This window comes from Streptomyces sp. NBC_00287 (assembly GCF_036173105.1).
Lineage (GTDB): Bacteria > Actinomycetota > Actinomycetes > Streptomycetales > Streptomycetaceae > Streptomyces.
Genome location: NZ_CP108053.1, coordinates 3,445,995 through 3,467,222 on the forward strand (window position 1 = coordinate 3,445,995; position 21,228 = coordinate 3,467,222).

Consider the following 21,228-nt stretch of genomic DNA (forward strand, 5'->3'; position numbering starts at 1 on the left):
GGGGTTGGAGAAATCCGGCCGTCCCGGCCGGAAAGGAGAGGGGGAAGCGCCGACATGCCGACCTGCCCGAACGGACACCAGTCGGGTTCCGACGACTGGTGCGAGGTCTGCGGTCACCGCATGGCCGGTTCCGTACCTCCGCCCCCTCCCCCGCCGCCCCCGCCCGGCGGCGGCTACGGCTTTCCGCCGCCGCCTCCCGGTCAGGCCGGCCGCTCCCACCTGTCCGCCGTGCCGGACCCCGAGCCGGAACTCTGCCCGCAGTGCCGCACGCCGCGTGAGGGCGGTGCGCCGTTCTGCGAGGAGTGCCGGTGGAACTTCCTCACCAACACGGCCACCTCGTACACCCCGGCCGCCCCGCGCCAGCCGGCGCCCGGCTCCGGCCCCAGCCCGGCGGCCCGCTTCCAGCAGCAGCCGCCCGGGCCGTCCTACGGCGGGGGTGACTCGTACGACTACCAGAGCTCGCGGCCCTCGCAGATGAACCGGCCTGCTGAGCCGATCCCGCCGTTCGGGACGGATCCGAATCCGGGGCCGAACGGGCCTGGTGGGCCCGGCGGTCCTGGTGGGCCTGGGGCGTTCGGTGGCCAGGGGGGTCCTGGGGGCCCGAACGGTCCCGGTGGCTTCGGTGGGCAGGGTGGGCCTGGAGGTCCCGGTCCCTTCGGCGGCCAGGGTGGGCCCGGTGGTCCCGGGGGTCCGAATGGTCCTGGTGGCTTCGGCGGCCAGAGCGGTCCTGGTGGGCCCGGCGGTCCCGGTGCTCCTGGTGGCCCCGGTGCTTACGGCGGACCTGGTGGTCCCGGCGCTCCTGGTGGTCCCGATGGCTTCCGCGGCCCGGGGGGACCCGGTGGCACGGGCGGTCCCGGTGCTCCCGGCGGCCCGTCCGGCTTCGGTGGTGACCCCTCGCGGCCGGTTCCGCCGCCGCCCGGTCCCACGCCGCCCGCCGGTCCCGGAGGTCCTGGTGGCCCCGGCGCCCCGCAGGCGTTCCACTCCGGTCCGCCCGCTCCGCCGTTCCCGCAGGAGACGAACCGTCCCCAGCCCGGCGGCCCCTCCTTCGGCGGCGGCGAGGACGACTGGGTGATCTCGCCCCCCTCCTCCACCGCACCCGGCGGCCCCGGCCCCCAGGGCGGCGGTTACGGCTACCCCCAGCCCGGCTCCGGCCAGGCCCCGCCCCCGCCCGGCCCGGGCTACCCGCAGCAGCCGGCCACCTGGACGGCGACGATCGGCCCGGACCGCGAGTACTTCATGGCGATGATGCAGCGCTCGGGCCCCGAGGCCACGGGCCTCAACCTGCCCGCGTACTCGCCGGAGCAGCAGCGCACCCTCGCCGGCAACCAGATCACCATCGGCCGCCGTCGGCACTCCACCGGCGACACCCCCGACATCGATCTGTCGGTGCCGCCGGAGGACCCGGGCGTCTCGCACCAGCACGCGGTGCTGGTCCAGCAGCCGGACGGTTCCTGGGCGGTCGTCGACCAGAACTCGACGAACGGCACCACGGTGAACGGCTCCGAGGACCCGATCCAGCCGTTCGTGCCGGTACCGCTCCAGGACGGCGACCGCGTGCACGTGGGCGCCTGGACGACGATCACCATCCGCAGGGGCTGAGGCTCGTCAACGGAGGGGCCAGGCGTACGGCCCCTCCGGATCGTCCAGCCAGGCCCACTCGCTCTCGCCGCTGACCGTGATGCCGTAGCGCTGGCGCTGCGGTTCGCCCTCGCGGTCCCACAGCTGATAGGCCTCCTGCGGATCCAGGCTGCCCTGGCTCAGCACCAGCAGGAAGCGGAACAGCTCGTGATCCCTGGCCCGGCGCGGCACTCCGCCGAGGGGTGCCGGTTCGGACTCGGACCGGTCGCCGCCGCGCAGCGGGACGAAGTAGGCGGGCGTGTGCAGGAAGCGCCCCTCGGCATGCTCGGCGTCCTGCACGGTCAGGGCGACCAGACCGGTGGCCATCGGGGTCAGGATCCGGGCGCCCTCCCGGCACTGGGCGAGCCAGGCGGGCGGGATCGACGGCAGTCTGCAGGTCGCGATGATCCGGTCGAACGGCGCCCGTTCCGGAGCACCCCGCGCGCCGTCGCCGGTCAGGACGACGGGGTGGTACCCGGCGGCGGCCAGATGCTGCCGCGCGGACTCGGTGATATCCGGCTCCAGATCGATGGTGGTGACGAGATCGTCGTCGCCCAGCCGCTGGGCGAGCAGGGCGGCGTTGTATCCGCTTCCCGCGCCGATCTCCAGCACCCGGTCCCCGTCCTCCACACCCAGCGCGACCAGCATCATCGCCATCAGCGAGGGCTGGCTGCTGGAGGAGAGCAGCTCCCCGTCGCGCAGCCGGGTGGCCAGCGGTACGTCCGCGTAGGCGCCGCGCATCCAGCGCTCCCGTGCGCCGGGTTCGGGGCTCTCGCCCCAGCGCCGTTCGTATCCGCCGACGGCGCCGACGTAGTAGTAGGGCACGAAGAGATGGCGCGGGACAGCCGCGAACACCTCCCGCCACACCGGGTCCTCGGCCCAGGCCCCGCTCCGGTCGATCTCCCGCACGAGTTCCGCCCGCGCCGTATCGGCAAGGTCGTCGAGCTCCTTGCCGTCCCGGTCGAGATCCTGCGCGCTCATGCCTCCACTGTCCTGCGGGACGCGGCGCGGGGCGAGTGCCGGGGGAGGTCCTAAGTCTCAAGTCCTGGGTCATGGCGTCTGAGACCATGGGTGAGTGAATGAGATTCGGCGCGGCACGCTTCAGGAGCAGACCTTCTACGAGCAGGTCGGCGGGGAGGAGACCTTCCGCCGCCTCGTCCACCGTTTCTACGAGGGTGTCGCCGAGGACCCGATCCTGCGGCCCATGTACCCCGAGGAGGACCTCGGCCCCGCCGAGGAGCGCCTGGTGCTCTTCCTGATCCAGTACTGGGGCGGTCCGACGACGTACAGCGAGAACCGCGGCCACCCCCGGCTGCGGATGCGCCACGCCCCCTTCACCGTCGACCGGGCGGCACACGACGCCTGGCTGAAGCACATGCGGGACGCCGTCGACGAACTCGGCCTGTCCGAGGAGCACGAGCGGACGCTGTGGAACTACCTGACGTACGCGGCGGCGTCGATGGTGAACACGGCGAGCTGAGCCCTTCCCTGTTACCGAACGGAAATGCGGCGGGGGTATTGACGTTCCCCCGCCTCGGTGTCAGGGTTACGCACACCAAGACATCAGATGTCTGACGTCAGATATCTGAGGTACCCCTCGAGGCCACCGCACGCACCCCGTACGGTGACTCTCGACCGCCGCACTCGTTCCGCCCGCTCATTCGCTCATCCCGCCGGAGGCCCGAAGATGTCGCTCTCCGAAGACCTCGCCGAACGCCTGCTCAGCGAGATCATCGACGGCACCTACCTGCCGGACGCCGCGCTTCCCCCGGAGGGGGAACTCGCCGAGCAGTCCTCGGTGAGCCGGCTGACGGTACGCGAGGCGGTCAAGCAGCTACGGGCACAGAACGTCGTACGAGTGGTGCGCGGCCGCGGTACGTATGTGAACCCGCCGGACCGCTGGACGGCCCTGGAACCGGTGGTCCGAGCGGCATCCCGCTCCTCTCAAACGTCGCTCTCGGAGCGCCTGATCGAGGCGCGCCGGCTGATCGAGAACGGTGCGACGGAGCTCGCGGCACTGCGCCGGGACGAGACCCATCTCGCGGAGCTGCGTGAACACCTGGCGGCGATGCGCGAGGCGGCGGACGAGGCGGACACGGAGAAGTTCGTCCAGGCCGACATCGACTTCCACGCCACGGTGATGAGGGCGACGGGCAACCTCTTCGTCCCCCTCCTCTTCGAACCCTTCGGCCCCCTCCTGGCCAAGGGCCGCCGCGAAACCTCCGCGGTCCCCCAAATCCGCCTCAACGCCATCGCCCACCACGAGGCGGTACTGACGGCCCTGGAATCCGGCAACCCGGACAAGGCCCGCGAGGCAATGAACGCCCACATGAACCAGACGGCGACGGATTACCGGACGCACGTACTGAAGTCGACGGACCAGTAAGCGACTGAGGCCGCCGTAGCTGCGGGCCGCGCACCCACCCCACAGCACTCATCAACGCACCCCCACCCAGGAACCGCCATGTCCCTACCCCGTCACACCCTCCCCGAGTCCGAAGTACTCACAAATGTCCCACCCATAAGGCACATCACCCCCGCCGAAGTAGCCGCGAGCCTCACCACCGCCCCCCGCCTGGCCGTCCTGGACGACGACCCCACCGGCACCCAGACCATCAAGGACCTCCCCGTCCTGACCACCTGGACCGTCGAAGACCTCCGCTGGGCCCTACGCCAGAACACCCCCGCATTCTTCGTCCTCACCAACACCCGCAGCCTCGCCCCCCACAACGCGGCCGCCCGCAACCGCGAGATAGCAAGGGCCCTCCACCAGGCCTCCGAAGCCGAAGACATCCCGTACGTCATCGCCTCCCGAGGCGACTCCACCCTCCGAGGCCACTACCCCCTCGAAACCGACGTACTGGCCGAGGAGTTGGCGACCACCGACCAGGCCCCCGACGGCGTCGTCCTCGTCCCCGCCTACATCGAAGCCGGCCGTCTCACCGTCGACTCCACCCACTGGATGCGCACCCCGGACGGTCTCCTCCCCGTAGGCGAGAGCGAGTTCGCCCGCGACGCCACCTTCGGCTACACCTCCTCGGACCTCCCCGACTGGATCGAGGAGAAGACACAGGGCCGCACCCCCGCCGACAAGGTCCTCCGCATCACCCTCACCGACCTCCGCACAGGCGGCCCCACCCACGTGGCGAAGCAACTCGCCACCCTCCGGGACGGCGCCCCCGCCGTCGTGGACGCGGTCTGCGACGACGACCTGAGAGTCCTCGCCCTCGCCACAGCCGAAGCGGAGCGCACCGGCACCCGCCTCCTCTACCGCGTAGGCCCGTCCTTCGTCCGAGCCCGGGCGGCCCAACCGGCCCACCCCCCGCTCACCCCCACCGAACTCACCCCCCTCCGCGCCCCCGCCCCCCATGGCCTGATAGTCGTCGGCTCCCACGTCTCCCTGACCACCCGCCAGCTGAACCACCTGCGCGAAACGACCACAGACCTCGCCGAGTACGAACTCGAGGTGGCCCAACTCCTGGACCCGGCCCACCGAGACGCCCACATAGCCGAGATCGCAGCGGCCGCCGCCACAGCCCTGCACACCGCGGACACGGTCATCCGCACCACCCGCACCGTCGTCACCGCCGCCGACCCCGACGAAAGCCTGGCGATCTCCCGCAGCGTCTCCGCGGCCCTGGTGGAAACGGTCCGCAGGATCACCGAGGCCCAGCGCCCGGCGTTCGTCATCGCCAAGGGCGGCATCACGTCCAGCGACACGGCCACCCACGGCCTTCAGATCCGCCGAGCCTGGGCCCGGGGCACGCTGCTGCCCGGGATCGTCTCCCTCTGGCAGCCCGTCGACGGGCCCGCCGCCGGTATCCCCTACATCGTGTTCGCCGGGAACGTCGGCGGCGACAACGCCCTCGCCGACGCCCTCACCCTCCTGAGGAGCGCCGCCTGATGCTGCTGACCGGCCCCGAGGCCCTGAAGTCCCTGACCCGTGCCTACGAATCGAACCGAGCGCTGCCCGGCTTCGTGGCGTACAACCTGGAAACGGTCCAGGCGATCGTCGCGGCGGCGGAGGCGAACCCCGAGCACCCGGTCCTGATCCAGGCGGGCTCCAGCCCCTTCAAGCACGCGGGACGCGACCCGCTGATGCGCCTGGCCCTGGACGCGGCGAAGGCGTCCTCCGTCCGCGTGGGCGTCCACCTGGACCACAGCCGGGACCTCGACGAGATCACGGCCTGTCTGGAGGCCGGCTACACGTCCGTGATGATCGACGGCTCCCACCTCCCCTTCAGGGAGAACATCGCCCTGACCCGAGAAGCGGTACGCCGGGCCGCCGATTACGGCGCCTGGGTCGAGGCGGAGCTGGGCGCGCTGCCGGGCGACGAGGACGTCTCGACAAACGCGAGCGCAACGACCACCGCGATGACAGAGCCCGCCCAGGCGGCGGAGTTCGTGGCGGAAACGGACGTAGACGCCCTGGCGGTAGCGGTCGGAAACGTCCACGGCTTCACGGCGACCCCTGTACGCCTGGACCTGGACCGCCTGAGCGAAATCAGCTCGGCGAACCCCGTCCCCCTGGTCCTCCACGGCGCCAGCGGCCTTCCCGAGCCCCAGCTCAAGGCCGCCCTCACCCGAGGCGTAGCCAAGATCAACGTAAACGCAGAACTCCGCAGGGCCTACCTCCAGGCGGTACAGGCCGAACTCCCCAAGGCCATACCGGGTTCAGACGTAGTGAGCATCTGGAGCGCAGGCCGAGATGCGGTGACAGAGGCAGCATCCCGAATCATCAGGCAGCTCGCCTAGCAGCGACCAGGCACCTCCAACTCCGGCCTCCCCACCGGCAATCCCACCCCCCGGCTCCCCAGAAAGGCCCCCCATGCACCCCCGTCCCCAAACCGCCGTAATCGGCCTGGGCGCCATGGGCCTCCCCATGGCCACCCGCCTGGCCACCCAACTCCCCGTAACCGCCTACGACATATCCGAGGCCCGCCTCACCCAGCTCACCGAAGCCGGCGGCACCGCAGCACGCACGCCCGCGGAGGCCGCCGCGCACGCCGACGTCGTCCTGCTCGCCGTACGCGACCAACCCCAGGTCGACGCCGCCCTCTTCGGCGAGGGCGGCGTGGCCGAGACCCTCCGCCCCGGCGCCACCGTCATCCTCACCAGCACCGTCGGCCCGGAAGCCGCCCGCACCACGGCCGCCCGCCTCGCGGAGCAAGGCATCCTCACGGTGGACGCCCCCGTCAGCGGCGGCCCGGTCCGAGCCGGAAACGGTGATCTCCTCATCGTCGTAGGCGCCGAGGACAAGGCCCTCGACCAGGCTCGCCCGGTCCTCGACCTGCTCGCCTCCACCCTCACGGTCGTAGGAAAGAACCCCGGAGACGGCCAGGCCCTCAAGGCGATCAACCAGCTTCTCGCCGGCGTCCACATCGCCGCCGCCGCAGAGGCGATCGCGCTGGCCCGCGGCCTCGGCCTGGACCCGGCGACGGTCGTGGAGAGCCTGCGTCACGGCGCCGCGGGCTCGTTCATGTTCGCCGACCGAGGCCCCCGCATGGTCGAGACGTACGCGCACGACACCGCCCCCGAGGTGAAGTCCCGTCTGGACATCTTCGTGAAGGACATGGGCATCGTCACCGGCATCGCGAAGGACGCCCACGTCCCCGTCCCGCTCGCCTCCGCGGCCCAGCAGCTCTACCTCCTCGGCGAGGCGGCGGGCCTCGCGGCGAACGACGACTCGTCCGTGGTCACCCTCCTCTCCCCCAAGAACACCGACTCACCGGCGGGAGGCCCCCGATGAGCCACACCACGCTCCTCCTCATCGCCGCCGCCGGAGTGGCCACCCTCCTGCTGCTCATCCTCCGCGCGAAGGTCCAGCCGTTCGTCGCCCTGGTCGTCGTCTCCATCGGCGTCGCCCTCGCCGCGGGCGTCCCCGCCGCCGACCTGGTGAAGACCATCGAGGAGGGCATGGGCGGAACCCTCGGTCATATCGCCACGATCATCGCCCTGGGCGCGATGATCGGCCGGATCATCGAACTCTCCGGCGGCGCCGCCTCGTTCGCGCACTCCCTGATCGACCGCTTCGGCTCCAAGCGCACCCCGCTCGCGCTCACCGTCGCCGGTTTCGTCCTCGGCATCCCGGTCTTCTTCGAGGTCGGCCTGATCATCCTGATGCCGATCGCATACGGAGTCGCCCGCGCCTCCCGCAAGCCGCTCCTGGTCTACGCCCTCCCGATGGGCGCCGCGATGCTCACGGTGCACGCCTTCCTGCCCCCGCACCCCGGCGCGGTCGCCGTCACCCAGGCCATCGGCGCCGACCAGGGCCTGGTCCTGCTGCTCGGCATCCCGCTCACCGCGGCCGTGGTCCTGCTCGGCTATCTGCTGTCCCGCCGTATGACCCGCCGCGAGTACCCGATGGACCCGGCGGTGCACGCGGAGGTCTACGGCGAGGACCCCGCACCCGAGTCCACCGGGGGCGTCGCCCCCATGGACGACGGCCACGGCACCGCCGTACTCACCAAGCCCGCCCCCGCCGCCACGGGCCTGGACCCGGCCGCCCCCTCCTTCGGCATGGTCCTGGCCCTGATCGTCACCCCGATCCTGCTCATCCTGGCCGGCACCCTCGGCCAGAACCTGCTCGCCGAGGGCTCCACCCTCCGCGCCGTGCTGACCGTCCTCGGCGCCCCGATGGTGGCCCTGCTGATCGACGTGGCGCTGTGCGCGTACCTGCTCGGCGCCCGCCGCGGCTGGGACCGGGCGCACATCGCGAACGTCATGGGCTCGGCGCTGCCCTCCGTCGCGATGGTGATCCTGGTCGCGGGCGCGGGCGGGGTGTTCGGCAAGGTGCTGGTGGCGAGCGGCATCGGCGACGCCATCGCCGACGTACTGGACCGCACCGGCCTCCCGGCGCTGTTCCTGGCCTTCCTGATGGCACTGACCCTGCGCGCGGCCCAGGGCTCCACCACCGTCGCCCTGATCACCACCGCGGGCATCCTCACCCCGCTGCTGGAGCGCGCCGACCTGTCCACCGGCCAACTCTCCCTGGTCGCCCTGGCGATGGGCGCGGGCGGCCTCGCCGTCTCGCACATCAACGACGCGGGCTACTGGATGTTCACCAAGCTGGCCGGCCTGGACGTGGCGAGCGGCCTGCGGACGTGGACGGTCCTGACAACCGCGATGGGCACGATCGGTTTCGCCCTGACGGCAGCCCTGTGGCCCCTGGTCTAGCGATTCACGCTGAGGTCCAGGACGCCAAGTCCCGCACGCCGTACGGCAATCGACCCGTACGGCGTGCGCAGCCGTAGCCACGCTCCCGACGAGAACAACGCCAACTCCCCCTCGGCCCGCAGGAATCCCAGCGACTGCGCCGCATGCACGGCCCGTACCGGAAGCGGGGTGTCGCCGACGGCCCGGGACCAGATGTCCCGCCCGATCCGGTCGAGTTCGGCCCTGGTACGACGCTCAGTACCCAACTCCTCGGTACGCGCCCGGAATTCGGCCACCGCCGCGCCGACCATCGCGCGCAGCGCGTCCGGTGCGGGCAGGCCCGGCTCGGGACGCCAGCCGCGCCGCGGCGGCAGCACCCCCGCCCAGGGCGGACCGGTGACGGCGCCGGGGACGACGGCCGTGGCCGCCGACTCGTCCACCGCTTCCAGGAGTTCACCCGCGGACACGGTCACGTCCAGGGTGATATCGAGCCCGTTCTCGTACGGCTTGGCAAGTCGCGCCGTACGGATCGCCAGTACCTCGAAGGACGGCGGCCGTCCGAAGACGGCGAGCGCGGTGCCGGCCGCCTGGAGGCGCACCGCGGCTGAACGGTCGTAGTGGAGCAACCGGGAGAGGAAGGCGACGAGATCCGCCGCCTCCCCTTCGTCAGCGAGGTGGAGCACCGTCATGCGGCGACGGCCTCCTCCTCGTCCTCATCCCTGTATTCCGCGAGGAACTCCCGTTCCTCGGCGGTGATCCGGCGGGGCCGCTGCGTCTCGAAGTCGAACGGCACTATCACCGTCGACGCCCGGACGTAGACGACGTCGTCGTCCTTCACCTCGTAGGCGATCGTGAAGGACGCGGCCCTTATCTGCGTGACCCACAGCTCGATGTCCACCGGGTGGTGCCGGTGCACGAGCTGCCGCTTGTAGTCGATCTCATGGCGCGCCACCACGGACCCCTGCTGGAAATCCTTGTCCGGGCGGAACAGGAAGTCGATACGGGCTTCCTCGAGGTACCGGAGGAAGACCACATTGTTGATGTGGCCGTATGCGTCCATGTCCGCCCAGCGCAGCGGGCAGCGGTAGATATGCCGCAAGATCGATCAGCCCCGGGTCAGCTTCTTGTAGGTGGCACGGTGCGGACGCGCGGCGTCCGGCCCGAGCCGCTCGATCTTGTTCTTCTCGTACGACTCGAAGTTGCCCTCGAACCAGAACCACTTGGACTCACCCTCGTAGGCGAGGATGTGCGTGGCCACTCGGTCCAGGAACCACCGGTCGTGGGAGACGACCACGGCCGCACCCGGGAACTCGAGCAGCGCGTTCTCGAGGGAGGACAGGGTCTCCACGTCGAGGTCGTTGGTCGGCTCGTCGAGGAGCAGCAGGTTGCCGCCCTGCTTGAGGGTGAGCGCGAGGTTGAGGCGGTTGCGCTCACCACCGGAGAGGACACCGGCCGGCTTCTGCTGGTCGGGCCCCTTGAACCCGAAGGCGGAGACGTAGGCCCGCGAGGGCATCTCGACCTGACCCACGTTGATGTAGTCGAGCTCGTCGGAGACCACGGCCCACAGCGACTTCTTCGGGTCGATGTTCTCGCGGCTCTGGTCGACGTACGAGATCTTGACGGTGTCGCCGACCTTGATGCTGCCGGAGTCCGGGGCCTCCAGACCCTGGATCATCTTGAAGAGGGTGGTCTTGCCGGCGCCGTTCGGACCGATGATTCCGACGATGCCGTTGCGCGGCAGAGTGAAGGAGAGGTCGTCGATGAGGACCTTCTCACCGAAGGCCTTGGAGAGGTTGTTGACCTCGACCACGACACTGCCCAGACGCGGGCCCGGCGGGATCTGGATCTCCTCGAAGTCCAGCTTCCGCATCTTGTCCGCCTCGGCGGCCATCTCCTCGTAGCGAGACAGACGCGCCTTGGACTTGGCCTGACGCCCCTTGGCGTTGGAGCGCACCCACTCGAGCTCTTCCTTGAGCCGCTTCGCCCGCTTGGCGTCCTTCTGGCCCTCGACCTTGAGGCGGGAGGCCTTCTTGTCGAGGTACGTGGAGTAGTTGCCCTCGTACGGGTGGGCGCGACCGCGGTCCAGTTCGAGGATCCACTCGGCGACGTTGTCGAGGAAGTACCTGTCGTGGGTGACGGCGACGACGGTGCCGGCGTACTTCGCGAGGTGCTGCTCCAGCCACTGCACGGACTCGGCGTCCAGGTGGTTGGTGGGCTCGTCGAGGAGCAGCAGGTCAGGGGCCTCGAGCAGGAGCTTGCACAGCGCGACGCGGCGACGCTCACCACCGGAGAGGTTGGTGACGGGCCAGTCGCCGGGCGGGCAGCCCAGGGCGTCCATGGCCTGCTCCAGCTGCGTGTCCAGGTCCCACGCGTTGGCGTGGTCCAGGTCGTCCTGGAGCTTGCCCATCTCCTCCATGAGCGCGTCCGAGTAGTCGGTCGCCATCAGCTCGGCGACCTCGTTGAAGCGCTTGAGCTTGCCCATGATCTCGGCGGCGCCGTCCTGCACGTTCTCCAGGACCGTCTTGGACTCGTCGAGCGGCGGCTCCTGGAGGAGCATGCCGACGGAGTAGCCGGGCGACAGGAAGGCATCGCCGTTGGACGGCTGCTCCAGCCCGGCCATGATCTTGAGAACGGTGGACTTACCGGCACCGTTAGGACCGACCACACCGATCTTCGCGCCGGGCAGGAAGCTCAGCGTCACGTCGTCAAGGATCACCTTGTCGCCGTGCGCCTTACGCGTCTTGCGCATGGTGTAGATGTACTCAGCCAAGAGAAACCGTCCGGACGCTTGAATCTGGCAGTGGGCAGATACACCCCATCTTGCCCGACTGCTACCCCTGGGGGGAAACCCGTTTGGTCGAGGGGCCCTGACCTGGGGTTTCGCGGGCGAGGTCGAGGGTGAATCGGCTGTTCAGGGTGTCGGGGTGGGTGTCACCGAGGACGCGCTCGTACTGGGCAAGGGTCGCCTCGCACAGCGGAAGGGCCCGTTTCAGATCCCCTGCCACTACATAGGCCCAGGCAAGTTGATGACGACTGTGCAGGGTGTCCAGGTGGCTGTCACCCAGCACCTGCTCACGCTGGTCCAGGGTCGCCTCGTACAGCGGAATAGCGCGTCCCAGGTCTCCCGACACCCGGCAGGCGTAGGCGAGGGTGTTGCGGCTGTGCAGGGTGTCCGGGTGGGTGTCACCGAGGACCCGCGCGCGCTGGGCCAGGGTCAGCTCGCACAGCGGAAGAGCCCGTTTCAGGTCCCCTGTCGTCACATAGGCGTAGGCGAGGGTGTCGCGGCTGTTCAGGGTGTCGGGGTGGGTGTCGCCGAGGACCCGCTCGTGCTGGGCGAGGCTCGTCTCGCCCAGCGGGACGGCCCGTTTCAGATTCCCTGTCGTCACATAGGTCCAGGCAAGGTGATTGCGGCTGATCAGAGTGTCGGGGTGGGTATCACCCAGCACCTGCTCGCACTGGGCAAGAACCGTCTCGAGCAGGGGGACGGCCCGCTCCAGATCCCCCGCGGTCTGATAGGCGCCGGCGAGGTCGCCCCGGCTGGCCAGGGTGTCGGGATGGGTGTCACCCAGCACGCGGACGCGCTGGGCAAGAACCGTCTCATGCAGGGAAACGGCCCGCCCCAGATCCCCCGCCAATTGGTAGACCCAGGCGAGCTGACCGCGGCTTCGCAAAGTGTCGGGATGACTGTCACCCAGCACCCGCTCACGCTGGGCCAGCGTCGTCTCGGACAGCGGGACGGCCCGCTCCAGATCCCCCACCACCTGATAGGCGACGGCAAGCTTGCTCCGGCTGACCAGGGTGTCGGGATGGGTGTTGCCCAGTACTCGCTCGCGCTGGGCAAGAACCGTCTCGTGCAGGGAAACGGCCCGTCCCAGATCCCCCGCCACCTGGCAGGTGAGGGCGAGGTTGTCCCGGCTGGCCAGGGTGTCGGGATGGGTATCACCCAGCACGCGGACGCGCTGGCCAAGAACCGTCTCATGCAGGGAAACGGCCCGCCCCAGATCCCCCGCCAATTGGTAGACCCAGGCGAGCTGACTGCGGCTTCGCAAAGTGTCCGGATGACTGTCACCCAGCACCCGCTCACGCTGGGCCAAGGTCAGCTGAGTCAGCGGGATGGCCCGCCCCAGATCCCCCGCCACCTGGTAGGCGAGAGCGAGGTCGCTCCGGCTGGCGAGGGTGTCGGGGTGCGTATAACCGAGCACCTGCTCGCACTGGGCCAGGGTCGTCTCGTGCAGGGGAACGGCCCGCCCCAGATCCCCCGCCGCCTGATAGACGAGAGCGAGGTTGCTCCGGCTGCGCAGGGTGTCGGGGTGGGTGTCACCCAGCACCTGCACGCGCTGGGCCAGGGTTGTCTCGCACAGCGGGACGGCCCGTTCCAGATCCCCCGCCATGTCGTAGGCGGCGGCGAGGTCGCTCCGGCTGGTCAAGGTGTCGGGGTGGGTGTCACCGAGCACGCGCTCACGCTGGGTGAGAGTGGCCCGATACAGAGGGATGGTGCGGGCGGAGTGGCCTTGTTCGTGCATGCGCAGAGCGGCGGCTTCGTACCAGTCGGCGAGCGGGTCGTCCCGGTCTCCGGACGGGGTGGTCGCGGCGAGGGCGATCAGATGCGGGATGAGAGCGTCCCATTGAGCTTCGGAGGCGGTGTCCTGGCCGGGTGGCGGCGCCAGGGCATGGACGACGGCTTGCTCGGCTCGTCCGCGCCCTGCCTGAGGGCCGCGATCTCCGGGGCGCGAGGAAGGCGTGCGCAGTACTGCTTGGACGAGGCGGTGCACGCTGATCTTCTGGCGGTCCGCGCTGTAGGAGATCATGTTGTAGGAATGCAGCACGCCCAGGGCTTCCCCGAGCGTGCGGATGTCGCTGCACAGCGGGGCGAGCAGGGTGCGGGGGATGTCGTCCGGTGCCAGCCAGGCCATCGCGTCGAGCAGGATGACCGCCTGGGGGTTGCGGCGCTCGATGGCGGTCAGGGTATGGCGCCAGATGCGGGCGATGGTGCGTTCCGGGTCGATCCCGGCTGTGGCGGTGTCCATGACCTGGCCCAGCAGGGTTCTGTAGTCGGCCAGCGAGGTTCCGGTCTCGAAGAGATAGGCGCCCGCCTGTTCCAGGGCCAGGGGCAGGTGACCGAGGTCGGCGGCGAGTGCGCCGGCCATCTCTCGCTGGTGCGGGGTGGGGGTCCGTCCCTCTCCCAGGGCGAGGGTGCACAGCAGACTGATCGCCGCGTCGGCATCGAGCAGGCCCAGGGGCATGGTGGGGGCGATCGCGTGCCAGCCGGTCGCGGTGCGGCTGGTGGCCAGGTGCCGGCCGTCCGGGAGGGCACCGAGATAGTGGCGCAGCTCGTCGGGGTGTTCGACGTTGTCGAAGATGAGCAGCCAGCCGGGGTGCCACTGCAGCCACAGGATGGCCCAGGCCGCCCGCTCCTGTACGTCCGCTGCGGCAGCCCACTGCGGGCACAGTCGCATGGCGAGGGAACCCAGGCTGGTGACGATCCGGTCGGTGGTCTCGGCGTTGAGCCACCAGACCAGGGTGTAGGCGTGCCGGTGCGTGTGCGCGTAGTGCAGGGCGAGGGTGCTCTTGCCGATCCCACCGAGCCCGTGGATCGCCCGTGTCCCCGGCACCTGGGTGACCGCGGCTTCCCCCACATCGGTCAGGAGCCGGTGCAGCCGGGCGAGTTCGTCCTCGCGGCCGACGAAGACTCCGGATGCCGACCCGGGCACATTCGCCGCTCCCGGCGGCGCGTCCACGTCCTTGGCCCAGCGGACCGCCTCGCCCGGCAGCATGACCAGCCGGGCGCCGTCACCGGTGACGGCCACACCGACATTGCCGCCCACTCCGATGGACCCCGCACCGCTTGCCTCCACCCCACTGCCCCCGGGGGCAGGACGGTCGGTCATGGCCTAATCGTTGCGTTGTCCCCGGTGACGGCCGACGGCCCCGCCTGCTCCACCAACTCCACGATCTCAGCGCCCACTTGATCCCCCGATCCTCAGCGCCCTTCAACCTCCCAGCGTAGAAACCCACCCCCACCCACGAAACCAAAAACACCCGAAACACCCTCGCACTGAGGACGCCGACCGCCCGCCCCCACCTGTTGTCGCGGTCAATAGTCGGGGTCAGTCCTGCTCAGGGGTCTTCTTCCTCCGGACGATCAGCAGGGACGCTCCGCCGATCAGCACCAGCCCGATCGCCACGCCCGCGATCACCGGGGTCGCGTTGGAGCTGCCCGTTGCCGCGAGGTTGGTGTCGGGGGCCGTGCCCCCCACCGTCGCGGGGCTCGGTTCCGTCAAGGTCTGGGTGGAGGTGTTGTCCGCCTCCGCGGCCTCCGCCGCCTGCGTCATGCAGTCCAGGACACCGGTGAAGCGCTGGGCGAAGCCGCCGGGGCCCTCGATCGTGAAGTCGTAGGCCTGATCCTCCTGGAGCGGGATCGTCACCGTCCGGGACTCGCCCGCGCCGATGGTGTACTCCGCACCCAGCAACTCGAAGGAGAAGTTCTCGTCGCCCTCATTGGCGGCCATGATGTCGACGCCGCCCTTGGCGCAGTTCTTCGCCGCCGACAGTGCCGGTATGGCGCCCTTCTTCGCCCAGGTCGCGCGTGCCGTCGCCGACACCGTCGACTCGCTGGAGCCGGCCAGGATCTGCGTCTGGCTGCGGCTCTCGGAGGTGAAGGCACGGCCCACGGGGACGGTCGTGGAGGCCTGCACCGTCAACTCCGCCGTGCCGGCCGCCGCGTCCTCGGGCACATCGACGTAGATCTGCCCGCCGTCCGCGGTCGAGGTGACGGGCTTGCCGGTCCTGTCGACGATCCGTACGCCGCTCGTGGCCGCGTCCGCCGGCGGCGTCACCGTCACGGCCGACGCCCCCGTGCGCACCGTCACCGGGCCCAGCCGCTCGCCGGGGCGCCCGGACAGCGCGGCCGGGTCGAGGGTCAGCGACGCCGCGGGCTCGGCCACGTCCCGGGCGCTCTTCTCCAGATAGTCGGCGAGCTTCTCGGCCTGCGGATCCGCGGCATCGACGTCCGCGTCGTCCGAGTAGCGCCACACGGCCACCTGCGTGCCGGCCGCCGCGTCCTGCTCGGTGAGCCCGCCCTGGACGCCCGCCTTCTCGGCCAGCGCCGCCAGGTCGTTCACCTGCGGGTAGGAGTTCTGCAGGATCCAGCGGATCTTGCCCGAGTTCTCGTTGGCGCCGAGGGAGGTCCCGCTCCACGGCGTCTCGTGGTACTTGGCATCCTTCTGCGTGGGGTTGTACAGGTCCACGCAGTACGTCTGCAGGGTCCCGCCACCGTCGACGGACATCTCGAACAGGCCCGCCGAGACCTCCTGGTCGCCGGTCTCGCTGTGGATGACCGCCGCGCCGTGGGTCTTCAGGCCGCCTATCGTCGCGGTCGCCCCGCCCTGGTTCTGCGCCGTTCCGTCGGCGGCGGCCTGACCGGCACCGGCCACCAGCACACCGGCGGCGACCAGGCCGGACACCAGCGTCGCGGCGGCAAGTCGGGCCGCCCCTCGTCCGCGCCCGGACAGCGCGGAGAAAGAAGAAAGCACAGAATTCCCCTTCGAGCAGGACCCGTTGACGTGGGGGGTACGGTCCTACCAGCAGAACTACAAGCTCCGAGAGCCTTGTTCGGCATCCTAAGGACCGGGCGTCCCACGCTTCCCAGGGATCCCGTAGGACAAGCGATCCGACTCGGAATCGTTATCGCGGGGACCCGCTGCGAACAGGGCTTATCGACAAATCCACCAGGGTTGTTCGGCACGCATTCGCCGATAAGCCGCAGTTCGGTCAACGATCACAGGCGTACTGACGTCACGTCACCGCCGCCGGTTCCGGCGCGGGTTGAGCCACCGCCTCCGGTGTCTCCCAGTCCGGCTCCGGACCCGGGGGCGGACCGCTCACCGCCGGCTCCGGCCTGCCCGGGCGGCGGAAGGCCGAGGTGCCCCGCGCGAGATCGTGACCGATCGCCACCGCGTCGATGTCGGCCGAGGTCCAGGTCTGCTGCTCGCGCACCTCCGAGCGGACCTTCAGCCTGCCCTGCACCAGGACGGGGTCGCCCACGGTCAGCGACGCCGCCGCGTTCGTGGCGAGCTGCCGATTGGCCCACACCGTGAAGAAGTTGGTGTGCCCGTCCGTCCACTCGTTCTTCTCGCGGTCCAGATAACGGGCGGTCACCGCCAGCCGGAACCGCGCCGAGGGTCCCGTCGCGACCTCCCGGTACACCGGCTGCGTCGCCACGTTCCCCACCACGGAAATGATCGTCTCGTTCATCGTGCACCCCTCCCGGATACGCCTACGGGCCCGTCCCGTACGGCTGCGTCTGCCGCGACGACCGCGTCCCTCGCGAATCGCCGCGAAGCCAGACTGCCTCCGCCGGGCCGAGCCCGCAGCGCCCTGTGGATCACCCCGGCGCCTGTGGAAAACCTCGCCACTCGAACGAGGCGTTCCACCCCACCCGCATCACCCCACGCCCACCCCCGTGACCCTCCCGTACTGCTCCCGAACCTCCCGATACCGCAGCAACTCCGCCGCCACCGGATCCAGCACCCGCGCCCGCCCGCATCCGGCAGCCGCCTCCCGCAACCGCCGCTCCGCCTCCATGCCGTACCGCCGCGCAGGCCCCCGAGCCGCCATCCGGCAGCTCCACTCCACGAGCGGCCCGCCGACGATCCCGGCCACCATCAGCAGCACCGGCACGCCCAGGTTCGGCGCCATGACGCCCACGATCTGCCCCACGAGCCACAAACCACCCACCACCTGCAACAGCGTCATCGACGCCTGCACCAGCACCGCCGCGGGCCACCACCCCGGCCGCGGCGGCCGCCCCGGCGGCAGCCCCGCGCGGGCGGCCAGGTCGTCCAGCGCCTCGGGCAGCCCCTGCGAGCCGCGTACGGCCGCCTCGCGCACTGCCTGCGCCCACGGCGCCGGGAGCCCGCCGGACGCCCGCTCGGCGACCGTACGCACCGCCTGCTCCACACGCTGGCGCGCGGTGGCCTCCTCGTCCGCCTGGGCGCGCAACGGGAGCCGTCCCGTGGGAGGTTCACGCCGGTCCTGGTACCAGCGCCACAGCCGTAGCCAGGGCGTCCCGCACGCGCGATTGGCGTTGCGCAGCCAGGCGCGCTCGGCGGCCTCGCCCGCCGCGGTGGCGCCCACCGCGTCCGCGAGCCGGGCGGCGAACTCGTCCCGGGCCTCCTCGCTCAGCCCGGTCCGCCGGGAGGTGGCGTAGACAGGCCGCAGCCCCCACGCGGCGGCGTCGATGTCGGCGGAGATCCGGCGCGCGGCGGCCCCGCGCTCCGAAACGAACTGGCCGAGCGCCTCGCGCAGTTCACCGACGCCGTCCCCGGTGAGCGCGGACAGCGCGAGCACGGTCGCCCCCGGTTCGCCGTACTCGCCGAGCGCGATGCCGTCCTCGTCCAGCAGCCGCCGCAGATCGTCGAGGACCTGTTCGGTCGCCTCCCCGGGGAGCCGGTCGATCTGGTTGAGGACGACGAACATGACCTCGGCGTGGCCCGCCATGGGCCGCAGATAGCGCTCGTGCAGGACGGCGTCGGCGTACTTCTCGGGGTCCACGACCCAGATGACGGCGTCGACGAGGTCCAGCACCCGGTCCACCTGCTCGCGGTGCGCCACGGCCGCCGAGTCGTGGTCGGGCAGGTCGACCAGGACGAGGCCGCGCAGCTGTCCCTCGGCGTCCGTGTGCTGGGCGGGGCGGCGGCGCAGCCGGGGCGGGATGCCGAGCCGGTCGATGAGGCTGGCCGCGCCGTCGCTCCAACTGCACGCGATGGGCGCGGCGGTGGTCGGGCGGCGCACGCCCGTCTCCGAGATCGTCACCCCGGCCAGCGCGTTGAACAGCTGCGACTTGCCGCTGCCGGTGGCGCCCGCGATGGCGACCACGGTGTGCTGACCGGAGAGTCTGCGCCGCGCGGCGGCCTCGTCTAGCACCCGTCCGGCCTCGGCGAGGGTCCGGCTGTCGAGCCGGGTCCGGGACAGCCCCACCAGCTCCCGCAGCGCGTCGAGCCGCGACCGCAGGGCGCCGTCGTACGCCAGGGTGGTCGCCGTCTGCGGGGCGGAGGCCCGGCTCTCCACGACGGGTGCGGGCTGCTGCTCCCCGGCGGTCTCGGTCACCCGACGCGCGATCAGCCCGTCGCCCCAGGGGGCCCCGGAGTCCGCACCAGAGGTGGCGTCGTCCACGCGCGCGTGCTCGTCCTCGGCCTCTTCGGCCTCCTCAGGTTCTACGGCCTCCTCCTCGTCGGAACTGGCGCCGGACGCCTCGGCCTCCTCGGGAACGCTCTCGGCGGCGCCGTCCTCGGCGGGTTCCGTGTGTCCATGGTCGTGGTCCTGGTCAGTGACGGCGGTCACCGGTCACCTCTCCTTCTGCAGTACGGACAGCGCGGCGATGAGTTCGGCCTGTGGCTCCGGGTGGACGTCGAGGGCGTCGAGGGGGGCGAGCCGGCGCTCGCGTTCGGTGTGCATGACCCGGTCGAGATGGTCGGCGAGCAGCCGCCCGCCCCGGTCGCGCAGCCGCAGCGCGCCGTGGGCCCCGATGCGCTCGGCGAGCCCCTCACCCGCGGAACGGGCTCTACGGCCGCCCAGAAGCGCGGTGGCGACGAGGGCGGCGACCACGTCGGGGTCGGGCGCCGCACTCCGGTCGAGGACGCGCACCCCGTCCTCGGCGTACTCCTCCAGCTCGCGCCGCCACCGCCGTACCGCCAGACCGATGCGGTGCTCGGCGGTCTCCGGATGACCGTCGCGGTCCCGGAGGCTGGGGGCGGCGGCCGCCGGTTCGCGGCGCCAGGCCTCGTCGACGCGCTCGTCGGCGGCCGTGACGGCACAGAGCAGCAGGGCGGCGAGGCTCTCCACGAGGGCGTCCAGGAGCTCACCGGCCGTGCAGTCGAGGGGGAAGGCGCGCCAGCGTTTGAGGGCGTCGCCGGCGAGGACGGCGCCGGACTGCAGACGGCCCCGTACGCGCGCGTGCTCGCTGTCGTACGCCGAGTCGACGGCGGAGGTGAGGCGGAGCGCGGCGGCGTACTGGGCGGCGGCGGCGCTGGCCAGCTCGGGCATCCGGGCTTTGAGGGAGTCGAGGACGCCGTAGGCCGTGCGGGCCATGACGTGCTGGCGGGCGGCCGGGTCCTGGGCCTGGTGGACGAGCCAGGTGCGCAGCGGCGCCACGGCGCTGGCGGGAAGCAGGCCGCCGCCCCAGGCCGACTCGGGCAGCTCGGGGACGGTGAAGCGGGGCACGTGGCCGAGGCCGGCCTTGGTGAGCAGGGCGCCGTACTGCCGGGAGACCTCGGAGACGACCTGGTGGGGGACCCGGTCGAGGACGGTGACGAGGGTGACGTCGTACTCCTTGGCGGTGCGCAGCAGGTGCCAGGGGACGGCGTCGGCGTAGCGGGCGGCCGTGGTGACCATGACCCAGATGTCGGCCGCGCAGATGAGCTCGGCGGCGAGGACGCGGTTGTCGGCGACCAGGGAGTCGATGTCGGGCGCGTCGAGGAGGGCGAGGCCGCGCGGGAGCGTTTCGGCGGTCTCGACGCGCAGCACGCGCGCGGGGTCCTCGCCGGGCAGCAGGAGCTCGTCGCCGGGGTCCTGCTGGGGCACCCATACGCGTGTGAGGTCGGGCAGGACGCGCATCCCGCTGAACCAGTGATGATCCTCCGGATGGCACACCAGTACCGGGGTCCGAGTGGTGGGCCGCAACACCCCCGCCTCGCTGACCCGGTTGCCCACCAGGGAGTTGACCAGCGTCGACTTTCCGGCCCCGGTGGAACCTCCCACGACGGCCAGCAAAGGCGCTTCAGGCTCTCTCAACCGGGGCACCAAGTAGTCGTCGAGCTGGGCGAGCAGTTCGTCGCGGTTGGCACGCGCGCGTGGCGCCCCCGCCAGGGGCAGCGGAAAGCGTGCGGCTGCGACACGGTCGCGCAGAGCGGAGAGTGCGTCGATCAGCTGAGGCCGTACGTCCAAGGTCACCACATGCGAAGAATGCCCAATTTTAGGGGAATTCTGAAGCATATGAGCATGTCTGCGCGCCGACGGAACACAAGGGACGGAAGGGGCGACTGGGACACCAGCACAGTCCAGGCATAACGAGTGCACAACACCCGGTGCGCCAGACGCCAAAAGCGGTGCACGATTCGTACCTGCCTGCGATTATCAGGACCGCTTCACCGAACCTCCACATCGAGCCACGGAGGCGAAGCAACAGAGACAAGGACGCGGGAGCCCTATCCTTGTCCCGGCAACGTCACGGATCAGCCCGCACCCGGGCACCACGACAGAGGCCACCACACCGGCCCCCGTAGCTCAGTGGATAGAGCAGGCGCCTTCTAAGCGCTTGGCCGCAGGTTCGAGTCCTGCCGGGGGCGCCGCACTGCCCTGAGTTATCGCAGGTCAGGGCGTATTTTCCGGCCCTCGCCGCAAAGTCGCGCCCTATCGCGAGACCTGTCTACACGTGCGGGTGTCCGCGGGCGACACCCC

16 protein-coding genes and 1 tRNA gene are annotated in these 21,228 nt (G+C 71.0%); 8 read left to right on the forward strand and 9 right to left on the reverse strand.

Features of this window, described 5'->3' with window-relative positions; translation table 11 throughout:
* The first annotated feature begins 54 nt into the window (after positions 1-54).
* Positions 55-1,599 carry an FHA domain-containing protein gene (locus OHT76_RS15645; RefSeq protein WP_328871438.1) on the forward strand — a complete coding sequence of 515 codons (1,545 nt, stop codon included), beginning with the start codon at positions 55-57 and terminating at the stop codon, positions 1,597-1,599.
* Positions 1,600-1,605: 6 nt separating this feature from the next.
* Here the strand turns inward: OHT76_RS15645 and OHT76_RS15650 are convergent, their stop codons facing one another.
* Entirely contained in the window at positions 1,606-2,598 is a 993-nt protein-coding gene (locus tag OHT76_RS15650; RefSeq protein ID WP_328871439.1) for a methyltransferase domain-containing protein, read from the reverse strand.
* A 94-nt stretch (positions 2,599-2,692) separates the two neighbouring features.
* On the opposite strand from OHT76_RS15650, the gene OHT76_RS15655 reads away from it, so the two are divergent.
* From OHT76_RS15655 to OHT76_RS15680, 6 genes are all read left to right on the forward strand, one after another.
* Positions 2,693-3,097, forward strand: a complete 405-nt coding sequence (locus OHT76_RS15655) for a globin (protein ID WP_328871440.1) — start codon at positions 2,693-2,695, stop codon at positions 3,095-3,097.
* A 207-nt stretch (positions 3,098-3,304) separates the two neighbouring features.
* Complete coding sequence (locus OHT76_RS15660; protein WP_328871441.1) at positions 3,305-4,003, forward strand: FadR/GntR family transcriptional regulator; 699 nt, start codon at positions 3,305-3,307, stop codon at positions 4,001-4,003.
* 78 nt (positions 4,004-4,081) lie between these two features.
* Positions 4,082-5,521, forward strand: a complete 1,440-nt coding sequence (locus OHT76_RS15665) for a four-carbon acid sugar kinase family protein (RefSeq protein WP_328871442.1) — start codon at positions 4,082-4,084, stop codon at positions 5,519-5,521.
* A complete protein-coding gene (locus OHT76_RS15670; RefSeq protein ID WP_328871443.1) occupies positions 5,521-6,372 on the forward strand; it encodes a class II fructose-bisphosphate aldolase in 852 nt (283 codons plus the stop codon). Before OHT76_RS15665 ends, OHT76_RS15670 begins: the two co-directional genes overlap by 1 nt.
* A gap of 73 nt (positions 6,373-6,445) precedes the next feature.
* The gene (locus OHT76_RS15675) at positions 6,446-7,366 is read left to right on the forward strand and encodes an NAD(P)-dependent oxidoreductase (protein WP_328871444.1); all 921 of its coding nucleotides are present in this window, start codon (positions 6,446-6,448) and stop codon (positions 7,364-7,366) included.
* A complete protein-coding gene (locus tag OHT76_RS15680; RefSeq protein ID WP_328871445.1) occupies positions 7,363-8,793 on the forward strand; it encodes a GntT/GntP/DsdX family permease in 1,431 nt (476 codons plus the stop codon). Before OHT76_RS15675 ends, OHT76_RS15680 begins: the two co-directional genes overlap by 4 nt.
* On the opposite strand, the gene OHT76_RS15685 is transcribed toward OHT76_RS15680, so the two are convergent.
* From OHT76_RS15685 to OHT76_RS15720, 8 genes are all read right to left on the reverse strand, one after another.
* Positions 8,790-9,461 carry a hypothetical protein gene (locus OHT76_RS15685; protein ID WP_328871446.1) on the reverse strand — a complete coding sequence of 224 codons (672 nt, stop codon included), beginning with the start codon at positions 9,459-9,461 and terminating at the stop codon, positions 8,790-8,792. The two genes, OHT76_RS15680 and OHT76_RS15685, sit on opposite strands and share 4 nt — an antisense overlap.
* Positions 9,458-9,871 (reverse strand): acyl-CoA thioesterase, encoded by a 414-nt coding sequence (locus tag OHT76_RS15690; protein WP_328871447.1) that lies wholly within the window; start codon positions 9,869-9,871, stop codon positions 9,458-9,460. The genes OHT76_RS15685 and OHT76_RS15690 overlap by 4 nt, the downstream gene beginning before the upstream one ends.
* Positions 9,872-9,877: 6 nt before the next feature.
* Complete coding sequence (gene ettA, locus OHT76_RS15695) at positions 9,878-11,542, reverse strand: energy-dependent translational throttle protein EttA (protein ID WP_328871448.1); 1,665 nt, start codon at positions 11,540-11,542, stop codon at positions 9,878-9,880.
* Positions 11,543-11,603: 61 nt separating this feature from the next.
* Positions 11,604-14,660 carry a tetratricopeptide repeat protein gene (locus OHT76_RS15700; RefSeq protein WP_328871449.1) on the reverse strand — a complete coding sequence of 1,019 codons (3,057 nt, stop codon included), beginning with the start codon at positions 14,658-14,660 and terminating at the stop codon, positions 11,604-11,606.
* A gap of 219 nt (positions 14,661-14,879) precedes the next feature.
* Positions 14,880-16,304, reverse strand: coding sequence for a Cys-Gln thioester bond-forming surface protein (locus tag OHT76_RS15705; RefSeq protein ID WP_328871450.1), 1,425 nt, complete (start codon positions 16,302-16,304; stop codon positions 14,880-14,882).
* A 262-nt stretch (positions 16,305-16,566) separates the two neighbouring features.
* Entirely contained in the window at positions 16,567-17,025 is a 459-nt protein-coding gene (locus OHT76_RS15710) for a single-stranded DNA-binding protein (protein WP_328871451.1), read from the reverse strand.
* A 189-nt stretch (positions 17,026-17,214) separates the two neighbouring features.
* Positions 17,215-19,113, reverse strand: a complete 1,899-nt coding sequence (locus OHT76_RS15715; protein ID WP_328871452.1) for a YfjP family GTPase — start codon at positions 19,111-19,113, stop codon at positions 17,215-17,217.
* A gap of 3 nt (positions 19,114-19,116) precedes the next feature.
* On the reverse strand, positions 19,117-20,724 hold the full coding sequence (locus tag OHT76_RS15720; protein ID WP_328871453.1) for a dynamin family protein: 1,608 nt from the start codon (positions 20,722-20,724) through the stop codon (positions 19,117-19,119).
* Between the two features lie 319 nt (positions 20,725-21,043).
* Here OHT76_RS15720 and OHT76_RS15725 point away from each other — a divergent pair.
* A tRNA-Arg gene (locus tag OHT76_RS15725) sits at positions 21,044-21,116 on the forward strand.
* Positions 21,117-21,228: the final 112 nt, after the last annotated feature.

Coding starts and splice junctions, on each gene's coding strand:
- OHT76_RS15645 (WP_328871438.1), top strand. CDS start 55: ATGCCGACCTGCCCGAACGGACACCAGTCGGGTTCCGACGACTGGTGC.
- OHT76_RS15650 (WP_328871439.1), bottom strand. CDS start 2,598: ATGAGCGCGCAGGATCTCGACCGGGACGGCAAGGAGCTCGACGACCTT.
- OHT76_RS15660 (WP_328871441.1), top strand. CDS start 3,305: ATGTCGCTCTCCGAAGACCTCGCCGAACGCCTGCTCAGCGAGATCATC.
- OHT76_RS15665 (WP_328871442.1), top strand. CDS start 4,082: ATGTCCCTACCCCGTCACACCCTCCCCGAGTCCGAAGTACTCACAAAT.
- OHT76_RS15670 (WP_328871443.1), top strand. CDS start 5,521: ATGCTGCTGACCGGCCCCGAGGCCCTGAAGTCCCTGACCCGTGCCTAC.
- OHT76_RS15675 (WP_328871444.1), top strand. CDS start 6,446: ATGCACCCCCGTCCCCAAACCGCCGTAATCGGCCTGGGCGCCATGGGC.
- OHT76_RS15680 (WP_328871445.1), top strand. CDS start 7,363: ATGAGCCACACCACGCTCCTCCTCATCGCCGCCGCCGGAGTGGCCACC.
- OHT76_RS15685 (WP_328871446.1), bottom strand. CDS start 9,461: ATGACGGTGCTCCACCTCGCTGACGAAGGGGAGGCGGCGGATCTCGTC.
- OHT76_RS15700 (WP_328871449.1), bottom strand. CDS start 14,660: ATGACCGACCGTCCTGCCCCCGGGGGCAGTGGGGTGGAGGCAAGCGGT.
- OHT76_RS15710 (WP_328871451.1), bottom strand. CDS start 17,025: ATGAACGAGACGATCATTTCCGTGGTGGGGAACGTGGCGACGCAGCCG.